Source organism: Anaerospora hongkongensis, from assembly GCF_004339805.1.
Lineage (GTDB): Bacteria > Bacillota > Negativicutes > Sporomusales > DSM-15969 > Anaerospora > Anaerospora hongkongensis.
Map to the genome: position 1 here is coordinate 230,761 of NZ_SLUI01000001.1, position 19,326 is coordinate 250,086.

A 19,326-nucleotide genomic window follows, 5' to 3' on the forward strand; every position below is an offset into this window, starting at 1 on the left:
GGAGAGAAGCACTGTGCTTCTCTCCCCATTTTGCCTATTTTCAGCTTGGAATATTAGGTTTCGTATCATTATATACGCATACATGCTGAATTTCCGTATTCATCCCCTCAGGCTTATCTTTCTTCAGCAATTGATTCCAGGCTCTAAACGAATCAAGCAGCGTAATGATGACGAGAACAATTAAAACGATACTCACGGTACCGTTAATATTTCCCAGCATGTCTCCCCGCCGGTAAAACATCCCGACATTGAGAATTCCAGCCGTAATTACGGTTACGGCTAAAAAAGCGAGCGGCGCGGCCGTTACCCAGGCATAGGATTTTTTCGGAGCGACCTTAAGAATAATTGTCGTGCCTAACGCCAAGGCAATAACAGATAATAACTGGTTGGCAACTCCAAAAAGCGGCCAAATACTGGCAACGTCACCACTGTAGAGCAGATAACCCCAGGCCCAGGTAACAAGTGCACTTGTAATCAGAATTCCCGGCCACCAATTTGTTTGTTTCAATGGTGCATAAACATAAGTGCCCAGTATGTCTTGCAGAATATACCGGGCCACGCGGGTACCGGCATCGATCGTAGTTAAAATAAACAGGGCTTCGAACATAATCGCAAATTGATACCAGTAACTCATTAAGTGGCTCATCCCGCCAATGCTGGAGAAGATATGTGCCATCCCTACAGCTAGCGATACAGCTCCGCCCGGGCGATGCGCCACATCCATTCCCACAAGTGCCGAAAGCTGATTTAATTCTACAATTGGCATATTGAGTTTGGCAAAAACGGCTGCAGGAGTATTGATGGCAAAGAAATCTCCCGGCAGTAATACAACTGCCGATATTAATGCCATAACGGCAACAAAACCTTCTGTAAGCATTCCGCCATAGGCAATAAGCCTTGCCTGACTTTCCAGTTCAAGCATTTTCGGTGTGGTGCCGGAACTAATCAGGGAATGAAAGCCGGATATTGCACCGCAAGCAATCGTAATAAAGACATAAGGCCACCACGGACCGGGAATAATGGGTCCCCCGTTCATGAACTGAGTCATTCCGGCATTAACGGTCGGCTGAACGATAATAATCCCTAATGCTAACGCCAACACGGTACCGATTTTCATGTAGGAACTGAGATAATCACGGGGAGCCAGCAATAACCATACAGGTAGTACGGCAGCAATAAAACCATATAACGGCAGCGCAATCGATAACTGCTCCTTCGTCAAAGTAAAAATGCCTGCAAGCGAGGAATTGGGAATATAATTGCCTGTGACAACGGCAAGCATGACCAGGATAAAGCCGACAATAGAACCGGAGCGGATTGAGCCGGGAGAAATTTTAAACATATAAAGGCCTATGACAATTGCAATCGGAATAGTCATGAATATAGTATACACACCCCAGGAATTTTTAAAGAGCGCATTTACCACAACGATTGCTAACCCCGCAAGAGCGACAATAATGATAAAGAGGATAGAAAGTGATGTCGTAATGCCTGTTAGTGTGCCAACTTCCCGGCGGGCAATAACTGCCAGAGACTGACCATTATGACGGACAGATGCAAAAAGAATGATAAAATCATGTACAGCACCGGCAAAAACAGAGCCAAGCAAAATCCATACGAATCCGGGACCCCAGCCATACTGAGCCGCTAAAACCGGCCCTACCAGTGGTCCGGCACCGGCGATTGCTGCAAAATGATGACCAAATAAAACCCATTTGTTGGTTGGAACAAATTCCCGGCCGTCTTCACATCGATAAGCGGGAGTTGTATAAGAATCATTAAGTGCCAGAACTTTTGCCGCAATAAAAGCGGAATAATACCGGTAGGCCAGCAGGAACACACAGACCGAAGTAACAAGTAACCAAATTGAATTCACTTGATCGTCCCCTTTCCATAAAATAAAACTATGCAGAACTGCAAATTATGAATTTCTCACCGTCCCCTCCTTAATTTTCTTATTATTCTTATTTTTCAGTATATCGCGTTTGAACCCGTTAAACAATATGCAAAATAAAAAAACAGCGGCATCGTTTACCACTGTTTTTTTATTTATTAATTGTATTTATAATGGCGAGGCTTGTTTTAATAACGCATCAATTTCTCTCATAATCAAACTACTTAACTCAGCAATGTCTTCTTTAGTCGCTTTTCCCCGGACAACAGGTACCGGCTTGCCAAAACGAACTTCAAAGCGTGGCAGCCAGCAGCTGGCACTAAACACTTTATTGGTACCGATCACCGCAGTAGGAATTACCACAGCTCCCGTTTTGATAGCAATCATGGCTAAGCCCTGTTCCGGCTCACCCAGCATCCCGTTTTTGCTTCGTGTCCCCTCGGGAAACAAGCCTACCAGGTTTCCTGCTTCCAGCAAGCTCATCGCTGTCCGAATTGCATTGCGGTCAGCTGCACCCCGCTTAACCGGAAAAGCGCCCAGCTTACTGATTATGTTCCTGAGTATCGCATTTCTAAACAATTCTTCTTTAGCCATAAAGTGCATCGGTCGATTAACGGCAGTCCCAATTACCGGCGGATCCCAGTTACTGATATGATTCGCCGCTACAATTGCCCCGCCAGCTGCAGGTATATTCTCTATTCCGACAATTCGCCAGCGAAAGACAACAGAAAAAATAAACCAAAATAAAACCCGAACCAGGTTATACACTTCTGCTCCTCTCCTCACATAATCTTAGAATTGCATTTACAGCTCCGTCGATAGACAACTCGGTTGTATCCAGCAGAATTGCATCTTTTGCTTGCACAAGGGGTGCTACAGTTCTTTCTGAATCCGCTTTATCCCGCCGGTAAATTTCCTCCTGCAAGTCTTTTAACTCAACGCTGACCCCTTTTTCTGCCAGTTCAAGCCATCTTCTTTTCGCCCGTTCTTCTATCGAGGCGGTTAAAAAGATTTTGAGATCAGCATTGGGTAAAACATGCGTACCAATATCGCGTCCATCCATAACCACTCCCCCTTGCAGCGCCATCTGCTGTTGCAAAGTAAGCATAGCTGTACGCACTACAGCAAGCTTTGCTACTTCCGATACCACTCGAGAAACTTCCGGGAGACGGATTTCTTCTGTTATGTCTACACCATTGGCGGTAACCCGCATCTTACCATTTACGTACTGCAGTCCGATTTGCATTGCACATACAATTTTCTGAACTGCTTCAGCATCGCCGGCATCAACATCGCTTTGCATCACCTGCCAGGTTACAGCCCGGTACATTGCTCCGGTATCAATATACGTATACTTTAGCTGCCGGGCAACAATCTGGGCAACCGTGCTTTTTCCCGCACCAGCCGGTCCGTCAATTGCAATAATTAATTTTTTCATTCGTTCCTCCGGTTCTTCTCAATATCCTGCGGTTTATATCTGCCTGTTTACCGCATTCGCCAGCATTTTCAGTTCACTCATTAATACCGTAAACCGCTCCGGTGTCAGTGACTGGGGACCATCAGACAATGCTTCCGACGGGCAGGGATGTACTTCGATTACCAAGCCATCTGCTCCGGCAGCAACAGCAGCCTTCGCCATGGGGCCCACCAGACTCCACCGGCCTGTCCCATGACTTGGATCAACAATAACCGGTAAATGACTCAGTTCTTTAGCCAGCGCAACTGCGTTTAAATCCAGTGTATTGCGCGTATATGGTTCAAACGTACGAATGCCGCGTTCGCATAAAATAATGTGCGGATTTCCGCCAGCGAGTATATATTCCGCAGCTAATAACCATTCTTCAATGGTTGATGCCGGTCCTCTTTTTAACAAAATCGTTTTTTTACTTTGGGCAACTTCTTTTAGTAAAGCGAAATTTTGCATATTACGGGCACCGATTTGCAATATGTCAACTGATTGACAAAACACCTCAACTAAGCGAGGATCAGTCACTTCCGATACAACAGGTATACCACATTCTTTGCTGACAGCCTGTAAGATTGCGAGTCCTTCCCGCTCCAGTCCCTGAAAACTGTAAGGAGATGTCCGTGGCTTATAAGTACCCGCCCGCAGGATACATGCTCCGGCTTTTTTAATTGCAGCTGCTGTAACTGACAGCTGCTCGTAACTCTCGATCGCACAGGGACCAGCGATGACTGGAATAGCTGTGCTGCCAAAGGCTGCGTCCCCCACAGAAACGATGCTGGTATGCGAAGAAAATTGACGGCTGACCAGTTTGAAAGGCGACGTTATGAATAGAACATTTTCTACTCCGGGTAACCCTCTGAAGTAAGAAGCCTGCTGCTGTAGAGCATCGCCTTCGGCGGTAATCACGGTTTTGTCAAACCATGCTACCCGCTGCCCTTCCACTCCCAAAAGCTTAAGCTCATCCAATACCGTGTTTATTTGTTGACCTGTCGGAGCATTTAGTACAATAATCATATGCTTCCTTTCCACCCGGCAATCGGCATACTGAAATATTCCGGATCGGTTTCGTATATTCCTTTACCTAATACCGTTTTTTATTTAAACTTAATTTTCCCAATGGTTCCAATATTGTTTTCTGTTTCAATCAGCAGGCCATCAACAGGCGCCGACAGGCTGCCTCCCGACACATTGACAACGAATTGAGCCGGAATTTTAAGCTCACTGCAGTCGATTTCAACATAATCTCCGTCATAAACGGTCAAATTAACCTCTCCACGGGAAAAATCACTTATTTTAGCACCATTGATGGTGGCAAAAACGCGCTTGTCACTAGTGGGTTTAATCATGCGAACAACTAAAGTCCGGCTTTCCCGAAATGCCGGGATTTGCTTACTTATTGCCGTACGTTCTGAAATGGTAAGTGAGTTATTTGCATACAAATTAGAATCAAGAGCTACCTTTTCCCCCTCCAGCCTGTCCACTCTGGATAAATAGTGACGTGCTTCCTCGGTAAACATAGCAGTTTGTGCTAACAACAAGATAGAAACACCTAGCAGGATCAAACGGATCAACCATTTTTCTCCCCATTCTGAACTTCTATGCATCTAACATTCACCTTCGCTATTGAGATTATTTCACTCAGAAATCGCCTTACCGGCAACATAGCCGGTAGAAAAAGCTGCCTGCAGATTATAACCGCCGGTGTAGCCGTCAATGTCAATAACTTCACCAGCAAAGTAAAGATTTTTAATCAGTTTCGATTCCATGGTGGCAGGATTAATTTCCTTAGTACTGACACCTCCAGCGGTAACAATCGCTTCACTCACCGGCCGGGTGCGCTGAATTGTAAAAGTTAAATGCTGCAGCTGCCTTAGCAGTCTGGCCCGTTCACTCTTCGTTATTTGATTGACAAATTTATCAGGATCGAGAAACGCCAAATCAATGATAACCGGGATCAATTTTGTTGGCAGTAACTCATTCAGGCTGTTTTTTAATTGCTTACGGCTAAACTTCTCCCAATCGCGCTGAATGCGTTTATCAAGAACTTCTTCACTTAAGGCCGGTTTGAGATTGATTTCCAGCATTACTTCTTTACTGCCCGCGTTTAGTGCTTCAGCAACAACCTTGCTCAGCGAAAGAATAATCGGTCCCGATAAACCATAATGAGTAAACAGCATCTCGCCAAAATCATCAGCTTGCTTTTTACCGCCTACCAGTACGGTTGCGGTAACATTTTTCAGGGAAAGTCCCTGCAGCTCCTTAATCCAGTCTTCTGTGACCTCAAGAGGAACCAGCGAAGGTTTCAGCGGAATAATGGCATGTCCCAGTTCCTTAGCCATTTTATACCCGTCTCCACTTGATCCGGTGCCAGGATAAGATGCTCCACCGGTCGCCAAAATGACCGCATCCGCCAGATATTGCTTGTGATCGGTAGCAACGCCCACAACCTGATTATCCGCAACAAGCAGTTTCCTCACAGGCTGGTTAGTAATCACTTCTACTTGTTTTTTTGCCAATGCTCGAGCAAAAGCATCGATCACATCTTTTGCTTTGTCGCTGACCGGAAAAACACGACCGCCCCGCTCGACTTTCGTTTGAACACCCCATTGCTCAATGAAGCCAATCATATCCGTATTGTCAAATTCGCGGTAGGCACTATGCAAAAATCGTCCATTTCCCGGCATATTTTTTATCAATTGCTGCGTATCGCAGGCATTCGTTATATTGCAGCGCCCTTTGCCGGTAATTAATACTTTGCGGCCAAGTGACGGCATCTTTTCCAGAAGTATAACATGTGATCCCTCACCAGCAGCTTGATAAGCAGCCATCATACCGGCAGCACCGCCACCGACGACAATTATATTTTTCATTTCATCACCTAATATTTTAATTAAAATAGTACAGCTTTATTAGTATTCGCAGAAAAAGCCCTCATCTCCACTGAGAGTAAGGGCTTATACGAAAAAATTATTTCTTCAGGGCAATATTTTTCAGGGTTTCTACTTCATCCGCTTCCAAGTGGCGATAGGCACCCCGGCGTACTCCCACGAGAGTCAAAAAGGCAAATTTGACGCGTTTTAATTGACGTACTGGGTGACCAATAGCCTCAAACATACGGCGAACTTGACGATTACGCCCTTCAGTTATAACAATTTCAACGGTTGTAAGATCTTTTTCCCGATCATACTCAACCGCATTGACTTTAGCGGGTGCTGTGAGCCCATCTTCCAGCTTAATACCGGCACGCAGGCGGTCAAGCTTTTCCTCAGGCGGTCTACCCAATACCTTGGCACGGTAGGTTTTGTCTATTTCGTGACTGGGATGGGTGAGCGCATGTGTCAGTTCTCCATCATTTGTCATAAGGAGCAACCCTTCGGTATTGTAATCCAAACGGCCAACAGGATAAATTCGCTCACTAATATCCGGCAGCAAACTGGCCACCGTCTTTCGACCTTCAGGATCATGAAGCGTTGTTACAATGCCCCGCGGTTTATTGAGCAGTATATACACCGACTTCTCCGTACGAATAGGCTTGTTATCCACTGCAACCTTGTCGCGGGTTGGCTCCACTTTCGTTCCCAGCTCCGTAACGACAACACCATTTACTTTAACCCGTCCAGCTTTAATTAATTCTTCAGATTCTCTTCGGGAGGCAATTCCCGCCTGACTAATCACTTTCTGCAAACGTTCCGGCATATCGAATCCCCTAACTTAGATTAATCGCAAATAAAATCGGTAAAGTCAGTTTGAACTTTACAAGTTTTGACCCGTTTATTATCACGGGTAAGCTTTTCACAGCTGCCGCATATACCTTCACCGCAGCACATCGTGGCATTGTTTGTTGCCGCCATTGGCAGATTGATATCCACAGCCTGCATCGCGGCGATCAGCGCATAATGCTGTTCATCCGGCCCCGCACTGACCACTAAATCAGGACGACGCTCTTCACTGGCAAAAATCTGCCGCAATAATGGCAGTCCGTTTTGACGAAGTGAAGGAATTGAAATTACTTCTATACCAAGCTCGCGCAATTCGGACTCGATAAAGGCCCTGCCGACTTTGCCTGGTGCTACCAGCGCAGTCACTTGATTACCATTGTTCACCAGAGCTCGCGCAATCGGCATCGCAGGGGGCTGACCTAATCCTCCAGCAACTAATATTACCTTACTGGATTTGGTATTGTCAATCCAGGGCTGCCCAAAAATTCCATTTGCATACGGCCCACGAACAATAATTTGCGAACATGTATCATCTGTCAAAAGCCGTACCGATTTAGGCCCAATTGCTTCAATTACGACTTGCACAAGTGTATCTTCGACACCCATTATCCCTACCGGAAAGTTATAAAACTCCGGGTCCCCTGCGCGGCGCATAAAGACGAAAGAGCCTGCTTTATTAAGTCCCTGGGCTAATTCAGGCGTAACGGTAAATTCTAGTCGATACGTATTCTTCCCTATTTCTGTTTTTACAGTCAGCGGACTCTCGATTTCAATACGTACTTTCGTTTCCTCGCCTGGCAAATCCTGCTTCTTAGAATTCCATTGTTTTTCATACAATATGCATGATCCAGTCCAATTACAATTGCATACCTGTTCACCTTTTAAGTGACTGCAGAATACGCAATGATTGGTTTCGGCCAGCATACAGGGGCAGTATTCCGTATTAATATCAATACACCGGGAAGCAAATTTGCTAATCATCCTTATCCCTCCTAAACCAAACACCGGCTATAAATATCGGTCAGCCCGGCATTCGCTACCCGTTCATGAATTTCTGCCCGGTTCGTAGAGTAAAGTTCATGTTTCTTCATTCTTTCGAAATAGACCGAGCCGGAGAACGTATATCTCAGCCGAATCCCTTCAAGCGTTTCCATCTGCTCATGTACATGCTGAATAAAATCGCCGGTAGCCAGCGAACGTGGTAGTTTAAGATATTGCATATCCAGGCAGTGACGCACCGCATTATTGCCGGCAAGCAGACCTGTTACAACAGCCTCCGTATGGCCGACAAGAATCGCTGCTTTCTCACCACCGCAGAAAAGATTTTCAACCCCTTCAACTTTAAGGGAATCATCGCAAGGTGCAATCCCCAAATATCTAACTGAATTTCCCATGCCGCCCGAATAAGGGTCTTCATAACGTGCTCTTTCGAGACCGGGAATCATACGCAATTCATCAATTGGCATGAACGGCTTCATCAGCTTTGCGTGACCAGTATCGAGAAGTACAATATTAGCCTCGTATTCTGCTAAAGCATACTGCGAACACGCCTTTTTCCCCAGTCCACCCGATTTTATTAAGCTTTCCGGAATGGGAATTACAGCAACACCGGTTTCTTCCAGCCTTTCTCTTAGTTCTTGGGATAAAGAATCTTTATTTACTTTACAGGATCCGCTCATAGCACCAAAAGTGCCATCTGCTTTTTGGCCCATAATCTCTTTTATATCGGCCTTGGCTGTGACACTGACACGCGGTCCAAAGGAAGGACACCGTAAAACACACATGGAACAGCCATTACCGTATTTAATACAATTCCCCATGGGTCCAGCTGAACCAGTTGTATCAATAAATACATCGCCTGGCAAAACTTCATCCCCGTCGATCACGACTGCCTGCAGCTGCTTACCAAACTTCACTGTGTTAATCACGCGGGTTTGGAACAGCACTTCAATATTATAGTTTTGCAATATTTTACGCACTAAAGGTTCCATGGTGGTTACATCGTACAAGGAAGCATGCTGATGTCCCGGAAAATTCACTCCCTTATGCCGGGTATTAGCATCCATTGCAACAAACAAGTCACCTCCACCCATTGCAATTGCTTCCTCAGCCGCCGTAAACCGGCCATTATTGCGAAAAATTCCACCGACAAGCCCGGTCCCCAACAATAAATCCGTTCGCTCTAACAGTGTTACACTGGCACCAGCCTTTGCGGCAGAAATGGCAGCTGCACAGCCTGCCCAGCCGCCACCGATAACAACAACCTTAACCATGGACTTCCCTCCACTTCACCTTGTTTTACACTGTACAGTGTATTCGCAGGCCACTTAAGTGTCACTGTATCGCAAAAAAATAAGACTGGTAACAATTGTTACCGGTCTTACCCATGAAAAACATAATAGCAAATGGAAACAGAGAGTAAAAATCCGGCTAAATCGCCCAGCAGTCCTACTGCAGCCGAGTACCGGGGATTACGAATGCCAACTGCACCAAAATATACCGTCAGGATATAGAAAGTTGTATCTGTACTGCCCAGCACGGTAGATGCAATCTTGCCGGTCATCGAATCCGGACCGTATGTATGTAATAATTCCGTTGTCAACCCCAGTGCTCCTGTACCTGATAATGGCCTCATAATCGCCAGCGGTACTAATTCTGGCGGGACTCCGATATAGCTCAGCAGCGGCGCTAAACTATCGACAAACAAATCCATGGCACCAGAAATGCGAAATACATTAACAGCAACCATCATTGCAACTAAAAACGGCATAATCCTTACCGCTGTATGAAAGCCTTCACTGGCCCCTTCTACAAAGGCCTCATAGACCTTTACTCTGCGGATAAAGCCGATTACCGGAATGACTAAAATTAACAGCGGCATAATCCAGACTGATACCGCTCCCAGCATTTCCATCATCCAGGCCTCCTCCTCGTCGGTTTTTTCGCGAACAGTTGGCAGATCCGGTCAGCGAGGAGTGCAATGACCGTAGCCAATAAGCTGACAATTAGGGTAGTCCCCACTATTTCGGTAGGATTCGTCGAACCTGCTGCTGACCGTATGGCAATAATGGTTGCCGGCACCAGGGTAAATCCGGTCGTACATAATGCCAATAATGTGCACATGGCTGCAGATGCCGTATCCCTGTCCTGATTTAACTTTTTTAATTCTTGCATCGCTTTAATACCAAAAGGAGTTACAGCATTGCCTAATCCCAGCATATTCGCACTCACTGTCATGGTTATCGCACCGATAGCAGGATGATTTTTCGGAACGGAAGGAAACAAACAGCGAATTACAGGGCCAATCAGCCACGAAAAGAAACTAACAATCCCGGCCTTTTCTGCAATCTTTAAAATTCCCAGCCATAGGCACATGACACCAATTAACTTAAAAGACAGTGCAACTGCACCTTCCGCGGCGCTAATTGCACTCTGCGTAATCAATTCAATACGCCCGTTCCAGCCACCATAACAAATGCCGCTAACTAGAAAAGCCAACCAAACTATGTTAATCACTGCCAACCCCCCTTAAGAAAGGTATGATGGCAGTCATTATGCTAGAACGGGAGAAGGCTGTGAATTGTCAATTCACAGCCTTCTTATGCAAAATTACGAATAACGAACGTAAAAAAGCTCCATACCGATCCCCATAAGAAACCAAAGAGAGACTTCTTCTCAACCGGATTGGCAGATACCAAATCGACGGAAGCATATTCTTTATCTTTGTACAAAATCCTGACTTTTCCGATTTTCTGCCCCGGCGCGACGGGCGCCTCTACTTTCGCAGGAGCATCAATGATTGTCTTAAATTCCTCCCGGTCATTATCAGAAACAGGAATACTAACATCCTCATTAATCAGAAGTTGAACTCCCTGTGATTTCCCATTAGCAACCTGAACGGTTTTCAGGACATCTCCTTTATTGAACATCGGTACTGTTTTAATTTGCTTCAAGCCATATTCAAGCAGTGCTATGGAATCATCCCACATATGATCGCTATCAAGGACGACTGCGATAATCTGCACATTATCCCGTTTGGCACCTGACACTAAACAGCGTCCCGCTGCTTCCGTATAGCCAGTCTTAACACCATTGCCGCCATCCACTAGTGTCAAAATTCTGTTTTCATTATACAGATCTCGGTCATGATCTTTTCCCGGCCAGGGAATTACTTTATGTCTTGTACCGACAATCTGTGAAAAGAGGGGATTCTTATAACCGTAAGCGGTAATCCGCGCCAAATCACGAGCTGTACTATAGTGATTGGGATCAGGCAAACCGCTTGTATTCACAAAGTTGGAATTGACAGCACCTATCGCATGGGCCTTTTCCGTCATTAATTTGGCAAAATTGCCAACCGATCCGGAAATATGCTCTGCCACGGCAACAGTAGCATCATTGCCGGAGATCAGCATGATCCCATAGAGCATATCCAGCATTTTTAATTTTTCTCCAGGAGCTAACCAAAGTGATGAGCCTTCCGTACTTGCCGCAGTTGCACTGGTTGTAACGACATCTTCGATATTTCCGTGCTCCAGTGCGGTTATTAGCGTCATTATCTTTGTTGTGCTGGCTGGATAGCGCCTTTCATCCGCTTGTTTTTCATATAGCACTTTGCCCGTAGATGCCTCGATAACAATTGCTGTTTTAGCAGTCAGATCAGGTAAGCCTGGCGCCGCCTGGGCAAAAGCGGGGCTAATCAGGTTGATAGACAAGCACAGTGTGACAAATCTGCATATTTTATGTAGCATAATTATCCCTTTCCGAATTCATTTCTGAACATAACTATTATATATTTGTTTTTCCCTCTCGTCAAAGCTTCCATACATGAGAAAAAGTACTTAGGAGCATACTAATGGCGATAATAAAAGGGAGGTGACAAATTTGGAAACATTAGATGTAAAAACAGCTTTACGGAGCACCTTAACACAAAAGCAGGAATTGGTACGGGATTATCAAACATTTGCATCCCAAATAAACAACCCGGAAGTCTCAAAAATGTACCGTCATTTTGCTGAATCCGAGGCTCTTCATGCAACTAAAATCAAAGAGACTCTTGATTCTATTCACTAAATAAACATTTCTATATAATATGTAAAAACCCGCACAGTCATGTGTGCGGGTTTTTTATTTCGTTAAAATAATTTACTGACCCTGGGCTTGCGTTTCAGCGGTTTTTGCCAGTTCATCAAATTTATCACCCTGGCCGGCCTTTTTACAGCCACTAACCATTTGCTGCAGACGATCAAGTACCTGAGGAACCATATCCAGTATACGATCGTAGAGAATATGACCTTCAACAGGTATAAAGCGGACTCCGCTGACAGAGGAGCAAATCAAAAAACCGACCGGTTTTACACTAACACCTGCACCACTGCCGCCACCGAAAGCCTGCTCCGGCATTTGATCATTATCATTGTCCTGGCCGTCAAATTCGCCGCCGCCACCGCCAGCTGCAAAGCCAAAAGTCACTCGCGAGATCGGAATAATGACAGTACCATCAGGCGTTTCTACTGCATCGCCAACAATGGTATTGACATCCACCATATCTTTAATACTTTCCATCGCAGTTTTCATGAGACCTTGAATCGGATGCTCAGCCATCTCCTGCCGCCCCCTTGTATTTAACATTTAGTAATATTAGACTGGCAATAATAACATGACCAACAGTAAGTCTGAATATACACTGGAAATCAATATCAAAGCTGTTTTTCCCAAATAAGGGAATGATGTAAATTTCCGGCTGACGCAGAAAAGCAAGATGACTTTTGCAAACCTTGATTGCCAGGCCGCTGACTGCCCAAAAGGCTCCCACCATTATCCCCGTTTGCGCTGCATCTTCCGAACCATAGGTAATTTTACATTTCAATCTTTCGCAATGCACTGATTTGGCCAATTGATTGGCAAACGTATAGTATAGATCCCGGTATTGACGGAACTTTTGCATTAGCGACCGCCATTTTTTAGGATGATGCAGGTAAATTTTTAATACACGCATGACAAAGCGTCTCTCGCGCTTGGGGTGAGTACCTACTTTTTCGTCATGCGTATGCAGCTCGGATTTTAGCCAGGGCATTTTACTTTTATCCGTCACTTCAATAACCGGTACATGAAGCTTGTATACCAAAAAACGCTGCAGCAGATAAATACGAACCCATAAATCATCATCCGATGCGGAACGCTGGTAAGTAATATTGATGTGAATGCCAATCCGGGAAAATGCATAAGCAACAATAAAACCAGCCAGAAGAATAATCAACCAATTACTCATGCCCTACCTCCCACCTGCAAATTGACATTTTTTTATTGTTACCCACTATCTGGAAATTATACAAAAAAACAGCCCTAATCGGGCTGTTTCTCTTGCTGCTCTTCCATTACATTCAAATAACCGGCAAGATCAGGCAATTCTTTTAATGTTTTTAAACCAAAGCATTTTAAAAACTCAGTAGTTGTTCCATAAAGAATTGGACGGCCAATTGCATCTTTGCGGCCTATTTCTTTAATAAGCTGTCGTTCTGTTAATGTATGGACTACCCTGTCAACCTTAACACCGCGGATGCTTTCTATCTCCTGCCTGGTTATCGGCTGCTTAAAAGCAATAATCGCCAAGGTCTCCAGTGCTGCAGATGATAACCGGTTATCCTGAATTTCAGCCAGCTTTTCTACCGTATCCGCGAGCTGCGGCTTGGTGCACAGCTGGTACCCTCCTGCAACTGCCACAATAGTTAATCCCCGCTCATCAGCGGTCATAGCCTGCTGCATTTCAGCGATCATGGATTCTACATGGCCTACAGGAACTTCTAAAATCTGCGCCAGCCGGTCCCCAGGAACCGGGTCACCACTTGCAAAAAGCAAGGCCTCCAGAGGGCCTTTCAAATGTTGAAAAAACACGCTATATCACTCTCGCAGCATAAGATAAATGGGCTCAAAGGGGGCCTGTTGCTTAATCCATACACGATTCAAACGGATTAGCTCAAGAAGCGCCAAAAAAGCGGCAATCACCTCATTCTTCATCCCTGATCGAATAATGGTATGGCTAAACTCGGTACGGCCGCCGCGTTGTCTGAGGACATGAATAATATCATACATCTTATCCTGGATGCTAATCTCTTCTCTGGCAACCAGAGCGTAATCATCACCAGCGCTTTCCCAAACCGCAGTAAACGCCCGCAGCAGGTCATCCAAGCTCAGCCCCTCAGGCAAAGAAAATGCCGCAGGGAACTGTTGAGGCAGACGTGTAAATACTTGTTCCCGCTGCCGCGCCAAATCTTCAAATAATGATGCCGCCTGCTTAAACTTGCGGTATTCCAAAAGTTTATCCACTAATTCCTGGCGTGGATCTGCCTCTTCTTCAACAAGTTCAGCGGCTTTAGGAGGCTTGGGAAGCAGCATCCGGGATTTGATTTGCAGCAGGGTTGCTGCCATAACCAAAAAGGAGCTGGCGATTTCCACATTAAATTCTTCCATTTGCCTGATATAATCGAGATACTGCTCTGTTATAACGGCAATGGGAATATCATAAATGTCCAGCTGATGCTTCTCAATGAGATGCATCAGCAAATCAAGCGGTCCTTCAAAAACTTCAAGCTTAATTTTATAATCAGACATGTCTGTTATAAATGCATCGCATCCCGAACTTCAGCCATCGTAGCCGCTGCCACTGTCCGAGCCCGTTCAGCGCCATAAACAAGAATTTCTTTTATCCGGCCGGGGTTGTTTTCCAGAGCCTGACGCCGGGCATGATTATCAGCAAGAGCAGTAACCATGTGTTCGGCCAGACGTTTCTTACAGTCTACACAGCCAATGGAAGCACTGCGGCACTGAGCATCAATTTCTGCCACCTCACCGGAATTGAATATTTTATGAAAGGCAAACACGGTACAAACATCCGGATTACCGCAATCGGTCTTTTTTACGCGCTGCGGGTCTGTAACCATAAGGCGCACTTTTGCCCGCAGTTCATCAGGACTGGCCGCAAAGGGAATTTCATTGCCATAGGATTTGCTCATTTTACGGCCATCAATGCCCGGCAGGAGCTTTGCCTGACTCAATCTAGCCTGAGGCTCAGGAAAAATGTCCGTATACATATTATTAAAACGCCGCACCATTTCGCGGGCCAGCTCCAAATGGGGCAGCTGATCTTCTCCCACCGGCACAGTATCAGCCTTGTAAAGGAGAATATCTGCGGTCATTAGAACCGGATAACCTAAAAATCCATAGGTATTGAGCTGACCAAGCTGCTGAAGCTTGTCCTTGTAAGTTGGCACACGTTCTAACCAGCCCAAAGGCGTAATCATCGACAACAGTAAGTGCAATTCAGCATGTTCCTTTACATGGGATTGCACAAAAATAATATTTTTCTCTGGATCAAGTCCCCCGCTCAGCCAATCAAGCGCCATATTTTGAATATTTTCAGGCAGTTTTTTAGTGTCTTCGTACGATGAAGTTAGGGCATGCAAATCGACTATAGAAAAATAACACTCATATTCATGCTGCAACCGTACCCAGTTTTCCAAGGCACCAAAGTAATTGCCTAAATGAAATTTCCCGGATGGCTGCATGCCACTAAAAATGCGACCTTTCGTCATTGCTATCTACTCCTTTTAGAAAATGAGTCTAATTATGCCATTAATAAAGCTGGATAATGCATATTCCAGCGGTCTGGTAACGACGCTGATGACCCCTAAATAAACAAGTGCCAGCAATATCCAAGGACCATAAGGCTCCAGCCGTTCATAAGCATATGCCTGCCGGCCAGGCAGTAAGCTGGCAACTACCTTAGATCCGTCCAATGGCGGTAATGGCAGTAAATTGAAAACAGCAAACACAATATTATAGCTGTAGGTAAGCCATAAAACCTTAAGCCATTCGCCCTTAACCAAATCAAATATAGACAGCAGGACAATAACAATTGCTGTCACTAATGCCAGTAAAATATTCGAAACCGGTCCGGCAAGCGAAACCAAAATAGTTCCTTGACGAACGTTTGCAAAATTACCGGGATTAATGGGTACAGGCTTGGCCCAGCCAAATTTAAACAGCCACATCATGATCAGTCCTACCGGATCAAGATGGGCGATCGGATTCAATGTTAATCTGCCCAAGACGCGCGGCGTTGGATCGCCCAGGGCAACCGCCATACGGGCATGAGCATATTCATGAACGGTTAGCGTAATCAAAAGTGCAGGTATGCGAAATATCATATCAGGGTCTAAGCCTATCACGTATGTCTGTTCCTCCAGCCATATATTTTACCATAATCCATTATAATGGATTATACAGGTAAAAGCAAAAGCAAATCTCCGCCAAAGAATAAATACACGAAAGCTGGCAAAAGCTAAGTTTTAAAGGAGGCGATTTTTTTTGCTGCATCGCAAATTCCTGTCAGCAATTACGATTATTCTTGCGTCAACCCTGATTAGTGGTTGTGCTGCTTTTACACCAGCACCAAAGCCAGAAGTAGGTCCAACCGGTAAACCGGTAGAATCCAAACCAAATCCCCCTTTAATGGAACGGTTTCAATCACCACCTACCCAACTATACGATCTTGAAGCTACTGCCGGTGTTATATTCGAAGGCTTTACCACCGAGAAATGGGATCAGGCCCAACAAGGGCTGACCACTCTCCAGACAACCTGGCAGCAGGCAAAACCGTTGTTAGGTGAAAAGAAAGGCGTTAAGGAAGCGGATGAAGCACTCGAGAAGCTGAACGAAGCAATTGCTGCCAGGGAACTCACCAGTTCCTATGAAACGCTCGGCAAATTCATGGGCAGTATCAGCGACATTGGAAAATCCTTTAAGCTCTCCCCTCTCGCCGATATTGTAGCTGTAGGGAATGCAGCTCGTAATGTGGGCTTCTATGTTGATGACAAAGACTGGAGCAAGGCGGCTTCCAAGGTAAAAGAACTGCAAGGCACCTGGCAGCAGGTAAAGCCCAGTATGGAGCAGGTTGGTATTTTAGGAGAGCTAACTAAAACTCACTCCGATATTAAGCAGTTAAAAGATGCTGTAAATGCCGAAAACAAGGCTTCTGTTAAAGAAAACCTGGCAAAAATCAATGAAAGCATGGGACAAATCCGTCAGTTTTATTATGGACGATAACACAAAGCGGACTCTCTACAGTTGTTGTATCTGTAGAGAGTCCGCTTTGTAATTATTCCTCGTCATCCTTGTCCTGCTTACTTTTATTATGAATGATCTCCAGCCGGTCATTATCCTTTGGCCTCAATGCTGCCGGCCGCAGCAGTTTACTCGGAATGGGCAGACGGAATAGCACGCCCCGCATTGCCTTAAGGTTCAAAGGAAGCGCCGGCCACAAATAGGATACACCGAAGGATTTTGTAAATCCAAAAATCAACAGTACCGCAGCCAGACCACCAATTAAACCCGGCAGCTTAAACAACATAACCAGCGCAATTAATACAATGCGGAAAAACCGCATCGCCAAAGCCAGTTCAACGCTTGGCGTAGCAAAGGTTCCAACTACTGACACTGCTGTGTAAAAAATCGTTTCATTACCAAACAGTCCAACCTTTGTAGCAAAATCACCCAGCATAAATGCGCCAATAAAGCCAAGTGCCGTTGACTGTGCCGCAGGAACATGCACAGTTGCCATTCTTACCATCTCGACGCCAATTTCGGCCAGCAGGAATTGCAAACCTAATGGAATAATCCCTGTGTCCTGAGGACCGAGGAATGCCAGTGTTTCCGGCAGCAGCTGCCGTTGTAAAACTAACGCCAGCCAGACAGGCGGCAGTAGTAAAGAGAATAAAACAGCTCCCAGACGAACCAAGCGTAAAAATGTACCGGTAATTACATTTTGACGGTATTCTTCCACGTGCTGGACGTGGTGCCAAAATGTAGTCGGCAAAATCATAATATCCGGGGATGTATCAACTACAAGACAAACATGACCTTCCAAGAGATGCACTGCAGCTACATCGGGCCGTTCTGTATACCGCACCTTCGGCAGGGGATTCCACTTATTGCCGCCTACGATAAATTCCTCAATTGCTTTTTCCGCCATTGGAACACCATCGATATCGATATTGTTCAGCCGTCTCTTCACTGTCTCTACTAACTTGGGATTCGTAATATCTTTAATATAGCAAACAGCAATATCGGTTTGCGACCGGATGCCGACTTTGGTAATTTCACAGCGCAGATTAGGGTCACGCAGCCGCCGCCGGATCAGTGCCGTGTTAAAAACAATGGTTTCAACAAAAGAATCCCGTGAACCACGGGTAACTTTTTCTATATTCGACTCTGATGGTGACCGGGACGGATAGGCCCTGGCATCAATCACCAGCACCTGAGCCGCTCCGTCGACGAAAAACAGCATTTCACCAGACAACAGGCTGGTCACTGCGTCATTCATGTCATCCAACTGTTTTGTCTGCGTGTGAACCGCCCTAGTATAAAACAGCTTTTGCAGCGTATTCATTGATAAATCTTGAGGATCAACGGCAACCATTTCTGTAAACAAATCAGCAATTAACAAATCATTCGTCATGCCATTAATTGTAAAAGAAGCTGCCCGTTTATGCCCGATACGAAATTCGCGAAACATGACATCAAAAGTCTCTCCTATCCCCAGGAGATCCTTTAAATAATTAATATTTTTATCAATATCTTTGTCAATTTTTCGTTTTTCTGCCATATTGCACGCCACTCCGTTTTAAAACCTCTTCTATTGCTTTGCGCGTTACCGGAGCTCCTTTATCAATACTGTCTGCTTCTTTCATTTTGCCGATATCGCCAACACCAATAATAAAAGGGATTTCCATATCATTCAATACATCTACTGTATCCCCGGTTATGATCATTTCATCATCTTCCTTGTGTACGCCTACCCGGCCATTTTTATCGACCGATGAGGCCACGAGGTCACCATCGCCGCAAACACACGCATCTACCTTTACACCTTGAATACCAGTGGTATTGGATGCAACAGCCACAGCGCCAAGAACTTGTACATCAGGATGATTTGCTACATATTCCATAGCAGTCTCGCCCTGGGCTTTACCGGGTTTGCCCCTGTCATCAAACATAACCAAAACAGGATCATAGGGAACTTCCTTTAACAAATGAACAATTTCTTCGCCCGAAATTGGAGTTGGGTTTCCACCTGAAGCGGAGATACATCGTAAGCCTAGCTCACTCGCAATGCTTTCAACAGCATGCTGCGCACACCTGTCACCATCAGTAATTAAAACCACTTTAACTGGCTGTGGCATATCTTC

At 45.3% G+C, this 19,326-nt stretch carries 22 protein-coding genes; 2 read left to right on the top strand and 20 right to left on the bottom strand.

The window, feature by feature from the left end:
* Positions 1-40: 40 nt before the first annotated feature.
* The 12 genes from EV210_RS01195 to EV210_RS01250 all read right to left on the bottom strand — a co-directional run bounded on the left by EV210_RS01195 (position 41) and on the right by EV210_RS01250 (position 11,832).
* Positions 41-1,876 carry a carbon starvation CstA family protein gene (locus EV210_RS01195; protein ID WP_132074316.1) on the bottom strand — a complete coding sequence of 612 codons (1,836 nt, stop codon included), beginning with the start codon at positions 1,874-1,876 and terminating at the stop codon, positions 41-43.
* Positions 1,877-2,062: 186 nt separating this feature from the next.
* On the bottom strand, positions 2,063-2,662 hold the full coding sequence (locus EV210_RS01200; RefSeq protein ID WP_132074319.1) for a lysophospholipid acyltransferase family protein: 600 nt from the start codon (positions 2,660-2,662) through the stop codon (positions 2,063-2,065).
* Positions 2,655-3,332 carry a (d)CMP kinase gene (gene cmk / locus EV210_RS01205; RefSeq protein ID WP_132074322.1) on the bottom strand — a complete coding sequence of 226 codons (678 nt, stop codon included), beginning with the start codon at positions 3,330-3,332 and terminating at the stop codon, positions 2,655-2,657. Before cmk ends, EV210_RS01200 begins: the two co-directional genes overlap by 8 nt.
* A 33-nt stretch (positions 3,333-3,365) precedes the next feature.
* Complete coding sequence (aroF, locus tag EV210_RS01210) at positions 3,366-4,376, bottom strand: 3-deoxy-7-phosphoheptulonate synthase (protein WP_132074325.1); 1,011 nt, start codon at positions 4,374-4,376, stop codon at positions 3,366-3,368.
* 80 nt (positions 4,377-4,456) lie between these two features.
* Complete coding sequence (locus EV210_RS01215; RefSeq protein WP_132074328.1) at positions 4,457-4,966, bottom strand: hypothetical protein; 510 nt, start codon at positions 4,964-4,966, stop codon at positions 4,457-4,459.
* Between the two features lie 30 nt (positions 4,967-4,996).
* A complete protein-coding gene (locus tag EV210_RS01220; protein ID WP_132074331.1) occupies positions 4,997-6,232 on the bottom strand; it encodes a BaiN/RdsA family NAD(P)/FAD-dependent oxidoreductase in 1,236 nt (411 codons plus the stop codon).
* Positions 6,233-6,329: 97 nt separating this feature from the next.
* Entirely contained in the window at positions 6,330-7,058 is a 729-nt protein-coding gene (locus EV210_RS01225; RefSeq protein ID WP_132074334.1) for a pseudouridine synthase, read from the bottom strand.
* 20 nt (positions 7,059-7,078) lie between these two features.
* Complete coding sequence (locus EV210_RS01230; protein WP_243650385.1) at positions 7,079-8,062, bottom strand: hypothetical protein; 984 nt, start codon at positions 8,060-8,062, stop codon at positions 7,079-7,081.
* An 11-nt stretch (positions 8,063-8,073) separates the two neighbouring features.
* The gene (locus EV210_RS01235; RefSeq protein ID WP_132074337.1) at positions 8,074-9,354 is read right to left on the bottom strand and encodes an FAD-dependent oxidoreductase; all 1,281 of its coding nucleotides are present in this window, start codon (positions 9,352-9,354) and stop codon (positions 8,074-8,076) included.
* 107 nt (positions 9,355-9,461) lie between these two features.
* Positions 9,462-9,998, bottom strand: coding sequence for a spore maturation protein (locus EV210_RS01240; RefSeq protein WP_132074340.1), 537 nt, complete (start codon positions 9,996-9,998; stop codon positions 9,462-9,464).
* Positions 9,995-10,597, bottom strand: a complete 603-nt coding sequence (locus EV210_RS01245; RefSeq protein ID WP_132074352.1) for a nucleoside recognition domain-containing protein — start codon at positions 10,595-10,597, stop codon at positions 9,995-9,997. The genes EV210_RS01240 and EV210_RS01245 overlap by 4 nt, the downstream gene beginning before the upstream one ends.
* A gap of 83 nt (positions 10,598-10,680) precedes the next feature.
* Positions 10,681-11,832 (bottom strand): D-alanyl-D-alanine carboxypeptidase family protein, encoded by a 1,152-nt coding sequence (locus EV210_RS01250; protein WP_132074354.1) that lies wholly within the window; start codon positions 11,830-11,832, stop codon positions 10,681-10,683.
* A gap of 124 nt (positions 11,833-11,956) precedes the next feature.
* Between EV210_RS01250 and EV210_RS01255 the strand changes: the two genes are divergently transcribed.
* Entirely contained in the window at positions 11,957-12,154 is a 198-nt protein-coding gene (locus EV210_RS01255) for a rubrerythrin family protein (protein ID WP_243650387.1), read from the top strand.
* 72 nt (positions 12,155-12,226) lie between these two features.
* On the opposite strand, the gene ytfJ is transcribed toward EV210_RS01255, so the two are convergent.
* The 6 genes from ytfJ to EV210_RS01285 all read right to left on the bottom strand — a co-directional run bounded on the left by ytfJ (position 12,227) and on the right by EV210_RS01285 (position 16,308).
* Positions 12,227-12,685 (bottom strand): GerW family sporulation protein, encoded by a 459-nt coding sequence (ytfJ, locus tag EV210_RS01260; RefSeq protein ID WP_132074360.1) that lies wholly within the window; start codon positions 12,683-12,685, stop codon positions 12,227-12,229.
* Positions 12,678-13,352, bottom strand: coding sequence for a DUF2953 domain-containing protein (locus EV210_RS01265; protein ID WP_132074363.1), 675 nt, complete (start codon positions 13,350-13,352; stop codon positions 12,678-12,680). The genes ytfJ and EV210_RS01265 overlap by 8 nt, the downstream gene beginning before the upstream one ends.
* Positions 13,353-13,426: 74 nt before the next feature.
* Positions 13,427-13,975 carry an SMC-Scp complex subunit ScpB gene (gene scpB / locus EV210_RS01270; protein WP_132074367.1) on the bottom strand — a complete coding sequence of 183 codons (549 nt, stop codon included), beginning with the start codon at positions 13,973-13,975 and terminating at the stop codon, positions 13,427-13,429.
* 6 nt (positions 13,976-13,981) lie between these two features.
* Positions 13,982-14,692, bottom strand: coding sequence for a segregation and condensation protein A (locus tag EV210_RS01275; protein WP_132074370.1), 711 nt, complete (start codon positions 14,690-14,692; stop codon positions 13,982-13,984).
* A gap of 5 nt (positions 14,693-14,697) precedes the next feature.
* Positions 14,698-15,672, bottom strand: coding sequence for a tryptophan--tRNA ligase (gene trpS, locus EV210_RS01280; protein WP_132074373.1), 975 nt, complete (start codon positions 15,670-15,672; stop codon positions 14,698-14,700).
* A gap of 15 nt (positions 15,673-15,687) precedes the next feature.
* A complete protein-coding gene (locus EV210_RS01285) occupies positions 15,688-16,308 on the bottom strand; it encodes a site-2 protease family protein (protein ID WP_132074376.1) in 621 nt (206 codons plus the stop codon).
* A gap of 139 nt (positions 16,309-16,447) precedes the next feature.
* Between EV210_RS01285 and EV210_RS01290 the strand changes: the two genes are divergently transcribed.
* A complete protein-coding gene (locus EV210_RS01290; RefSeq protein ID WP_132074379.1) occupies positions 16,448-17,185 on the top strand; it encodes a YdgH/BhsA/McbA family protein in 738 nt (245 codons plus the stop codon).
* 52 nt (positions 17,186-17,237) lie between these two features.
* Here EV210_RS01290 and EV210_RS01295 read toward each other — a convergent pair whose 3' ends face one another.
* Both EV210_RS01295 and spoVAEA read right to left on the bottom strand, forming a co-directional pair.
* A complete protein-coding gene (locus tag EV210_RS01295) occupies positions 17,238-18,743 on the bottom strand; it encodes a spore germination protein (RefSeq protein ID WP_132074382.1) in 1,506 nt (501 codons plus the stop codon).
* Positions 18,721-19,320, bottom strand: coding sequence for a stage V sporulation protein SpoVABEA (gene spoVAEA / locus EV210_RS01300; RefSeq protein ID WP_132074385.1), 600 nt, complete (start codon positions 19,318-19,320; stop codon positions 18,721-18,723). Before spoVAEA ends, EV210_RS01295 begins: the two co-directional genes overlap by 23 nt.
* Between the last annotated feature and the right edge of the window lie 6 nt (positions 19,321-19,326).

What these genes read in the sequence shown, in the direction of transcription:
- EV210_RS01215 (WP_132074328.1), bottom strand. Translation starts at nt 4,966, where the DNA reads ATGCATAGAAGTTCAGAATGGGGAGAAAAATGGTTGATCCGTTTGATC.
- ytfJ (WP_132074360.1), bottom strand. Translation starts at nt 12,685, where the DNA reads ATGGCTGAGCATCCGATTCAAGGTCTCATGAAAACTGCGATGGAAAGT.
- aroF (WP_132074325.1), bottom strand. Translation starts at nt 4,376, where the DNA reads ATGATTATTGTACTAAATGCTCCGACAGGTCAACAAATAAACACGGTA.
- EV210_RS01295 (WP_132074382.1), bottom strand. Translation starts at nt 18,743, where the DNA reads ATGGCAGAAAAACGAAAAATTGACAAAGATATTGATAAAAATATTAAT.
- spoVAEA (WP_132074385.1), bottom strand. Translation starts at nt 19,320, where the DNA reads ATGCCACAGCCAGTTAAAGTGGTTTTAATTACTGATGGTGACAGGTGT.
- EV210_RS01225 (WP_132074334.1), bottom strand. Translation starts at nt 7,058, where the DNA reads ATGCCGGAACGTTTGCAGAAAGTGATTAGTCAGGCGGGAATTGCCTCC.
- EV210_RS01275 (WP_132074370.1), bottom strand. Translation starts at nt 14,692, where the DNA reads ATGTCTGATTATAAAATTAAGCTTGAAGTTTTTGAAGGACCGCTTGAT.
- EV210_RS01265 (WP_132074363.1), bottom strand. Translation starts at nt 13,352, where the DNA reads ATGAGTAATTGGTTGATTATTCTTCTGGCTGGTTTTATTGTTGCTTAT.
- EV210_RS01220 (WP_132074331.1), bottom strand. Translation starts at nt 6,232, where the DNA reads ATGAAAAATATAATTGTCGTCGGTGGCGGTGCTGCCGGTATGATGGCT.
- EV210_RS01235 (WP_132074337.1), bottom strand. Translation starts at nt 9,354, where the DNA reads ATGGTTAAGGTTGTTGTTATCGGTGGCGGCTGGGCAGGCTGTGCAGCT.
- EV210_RS01240 (WP_132074340.1), bottom strand. Translation starts at nt 9,998, where the DNA reads ATGATGGAAATGCTGGGAGCGGTATCAGTCTGGATTATGCCGCTGTTA.
- EV210_RS01250 (WP_132074354.1), bottom strand. Translation starts at nt 11,832, where the DNA reads ATGCTACATAAAATATGCAGATTTGTCACACTGTGCTTGTCTATCAAC.
- EV210_RS01230 (WP_243650385.1), bottom strand. Translation starts at nt 8,062, where the DNA reads ATGATTAGCAAATTTGCTTCCCGGTGTATTGATATTAATACGGAATAC.
- trpS (WP_132074373.1), bottom strand. Translation starts at nt 15,672, where the DNA reads ATGACGAAAGGTCGCATTTTTAGTGGCATGCAGCCATCCGGGAAATTT.
- cmk (WP_132074322.1), bottom strand. Translation starts at nt 3,332, where the DNA reads ATGAAAAAATTAATTATTGCAATTGACGGACCGGCTGGTGCGGGAAAA.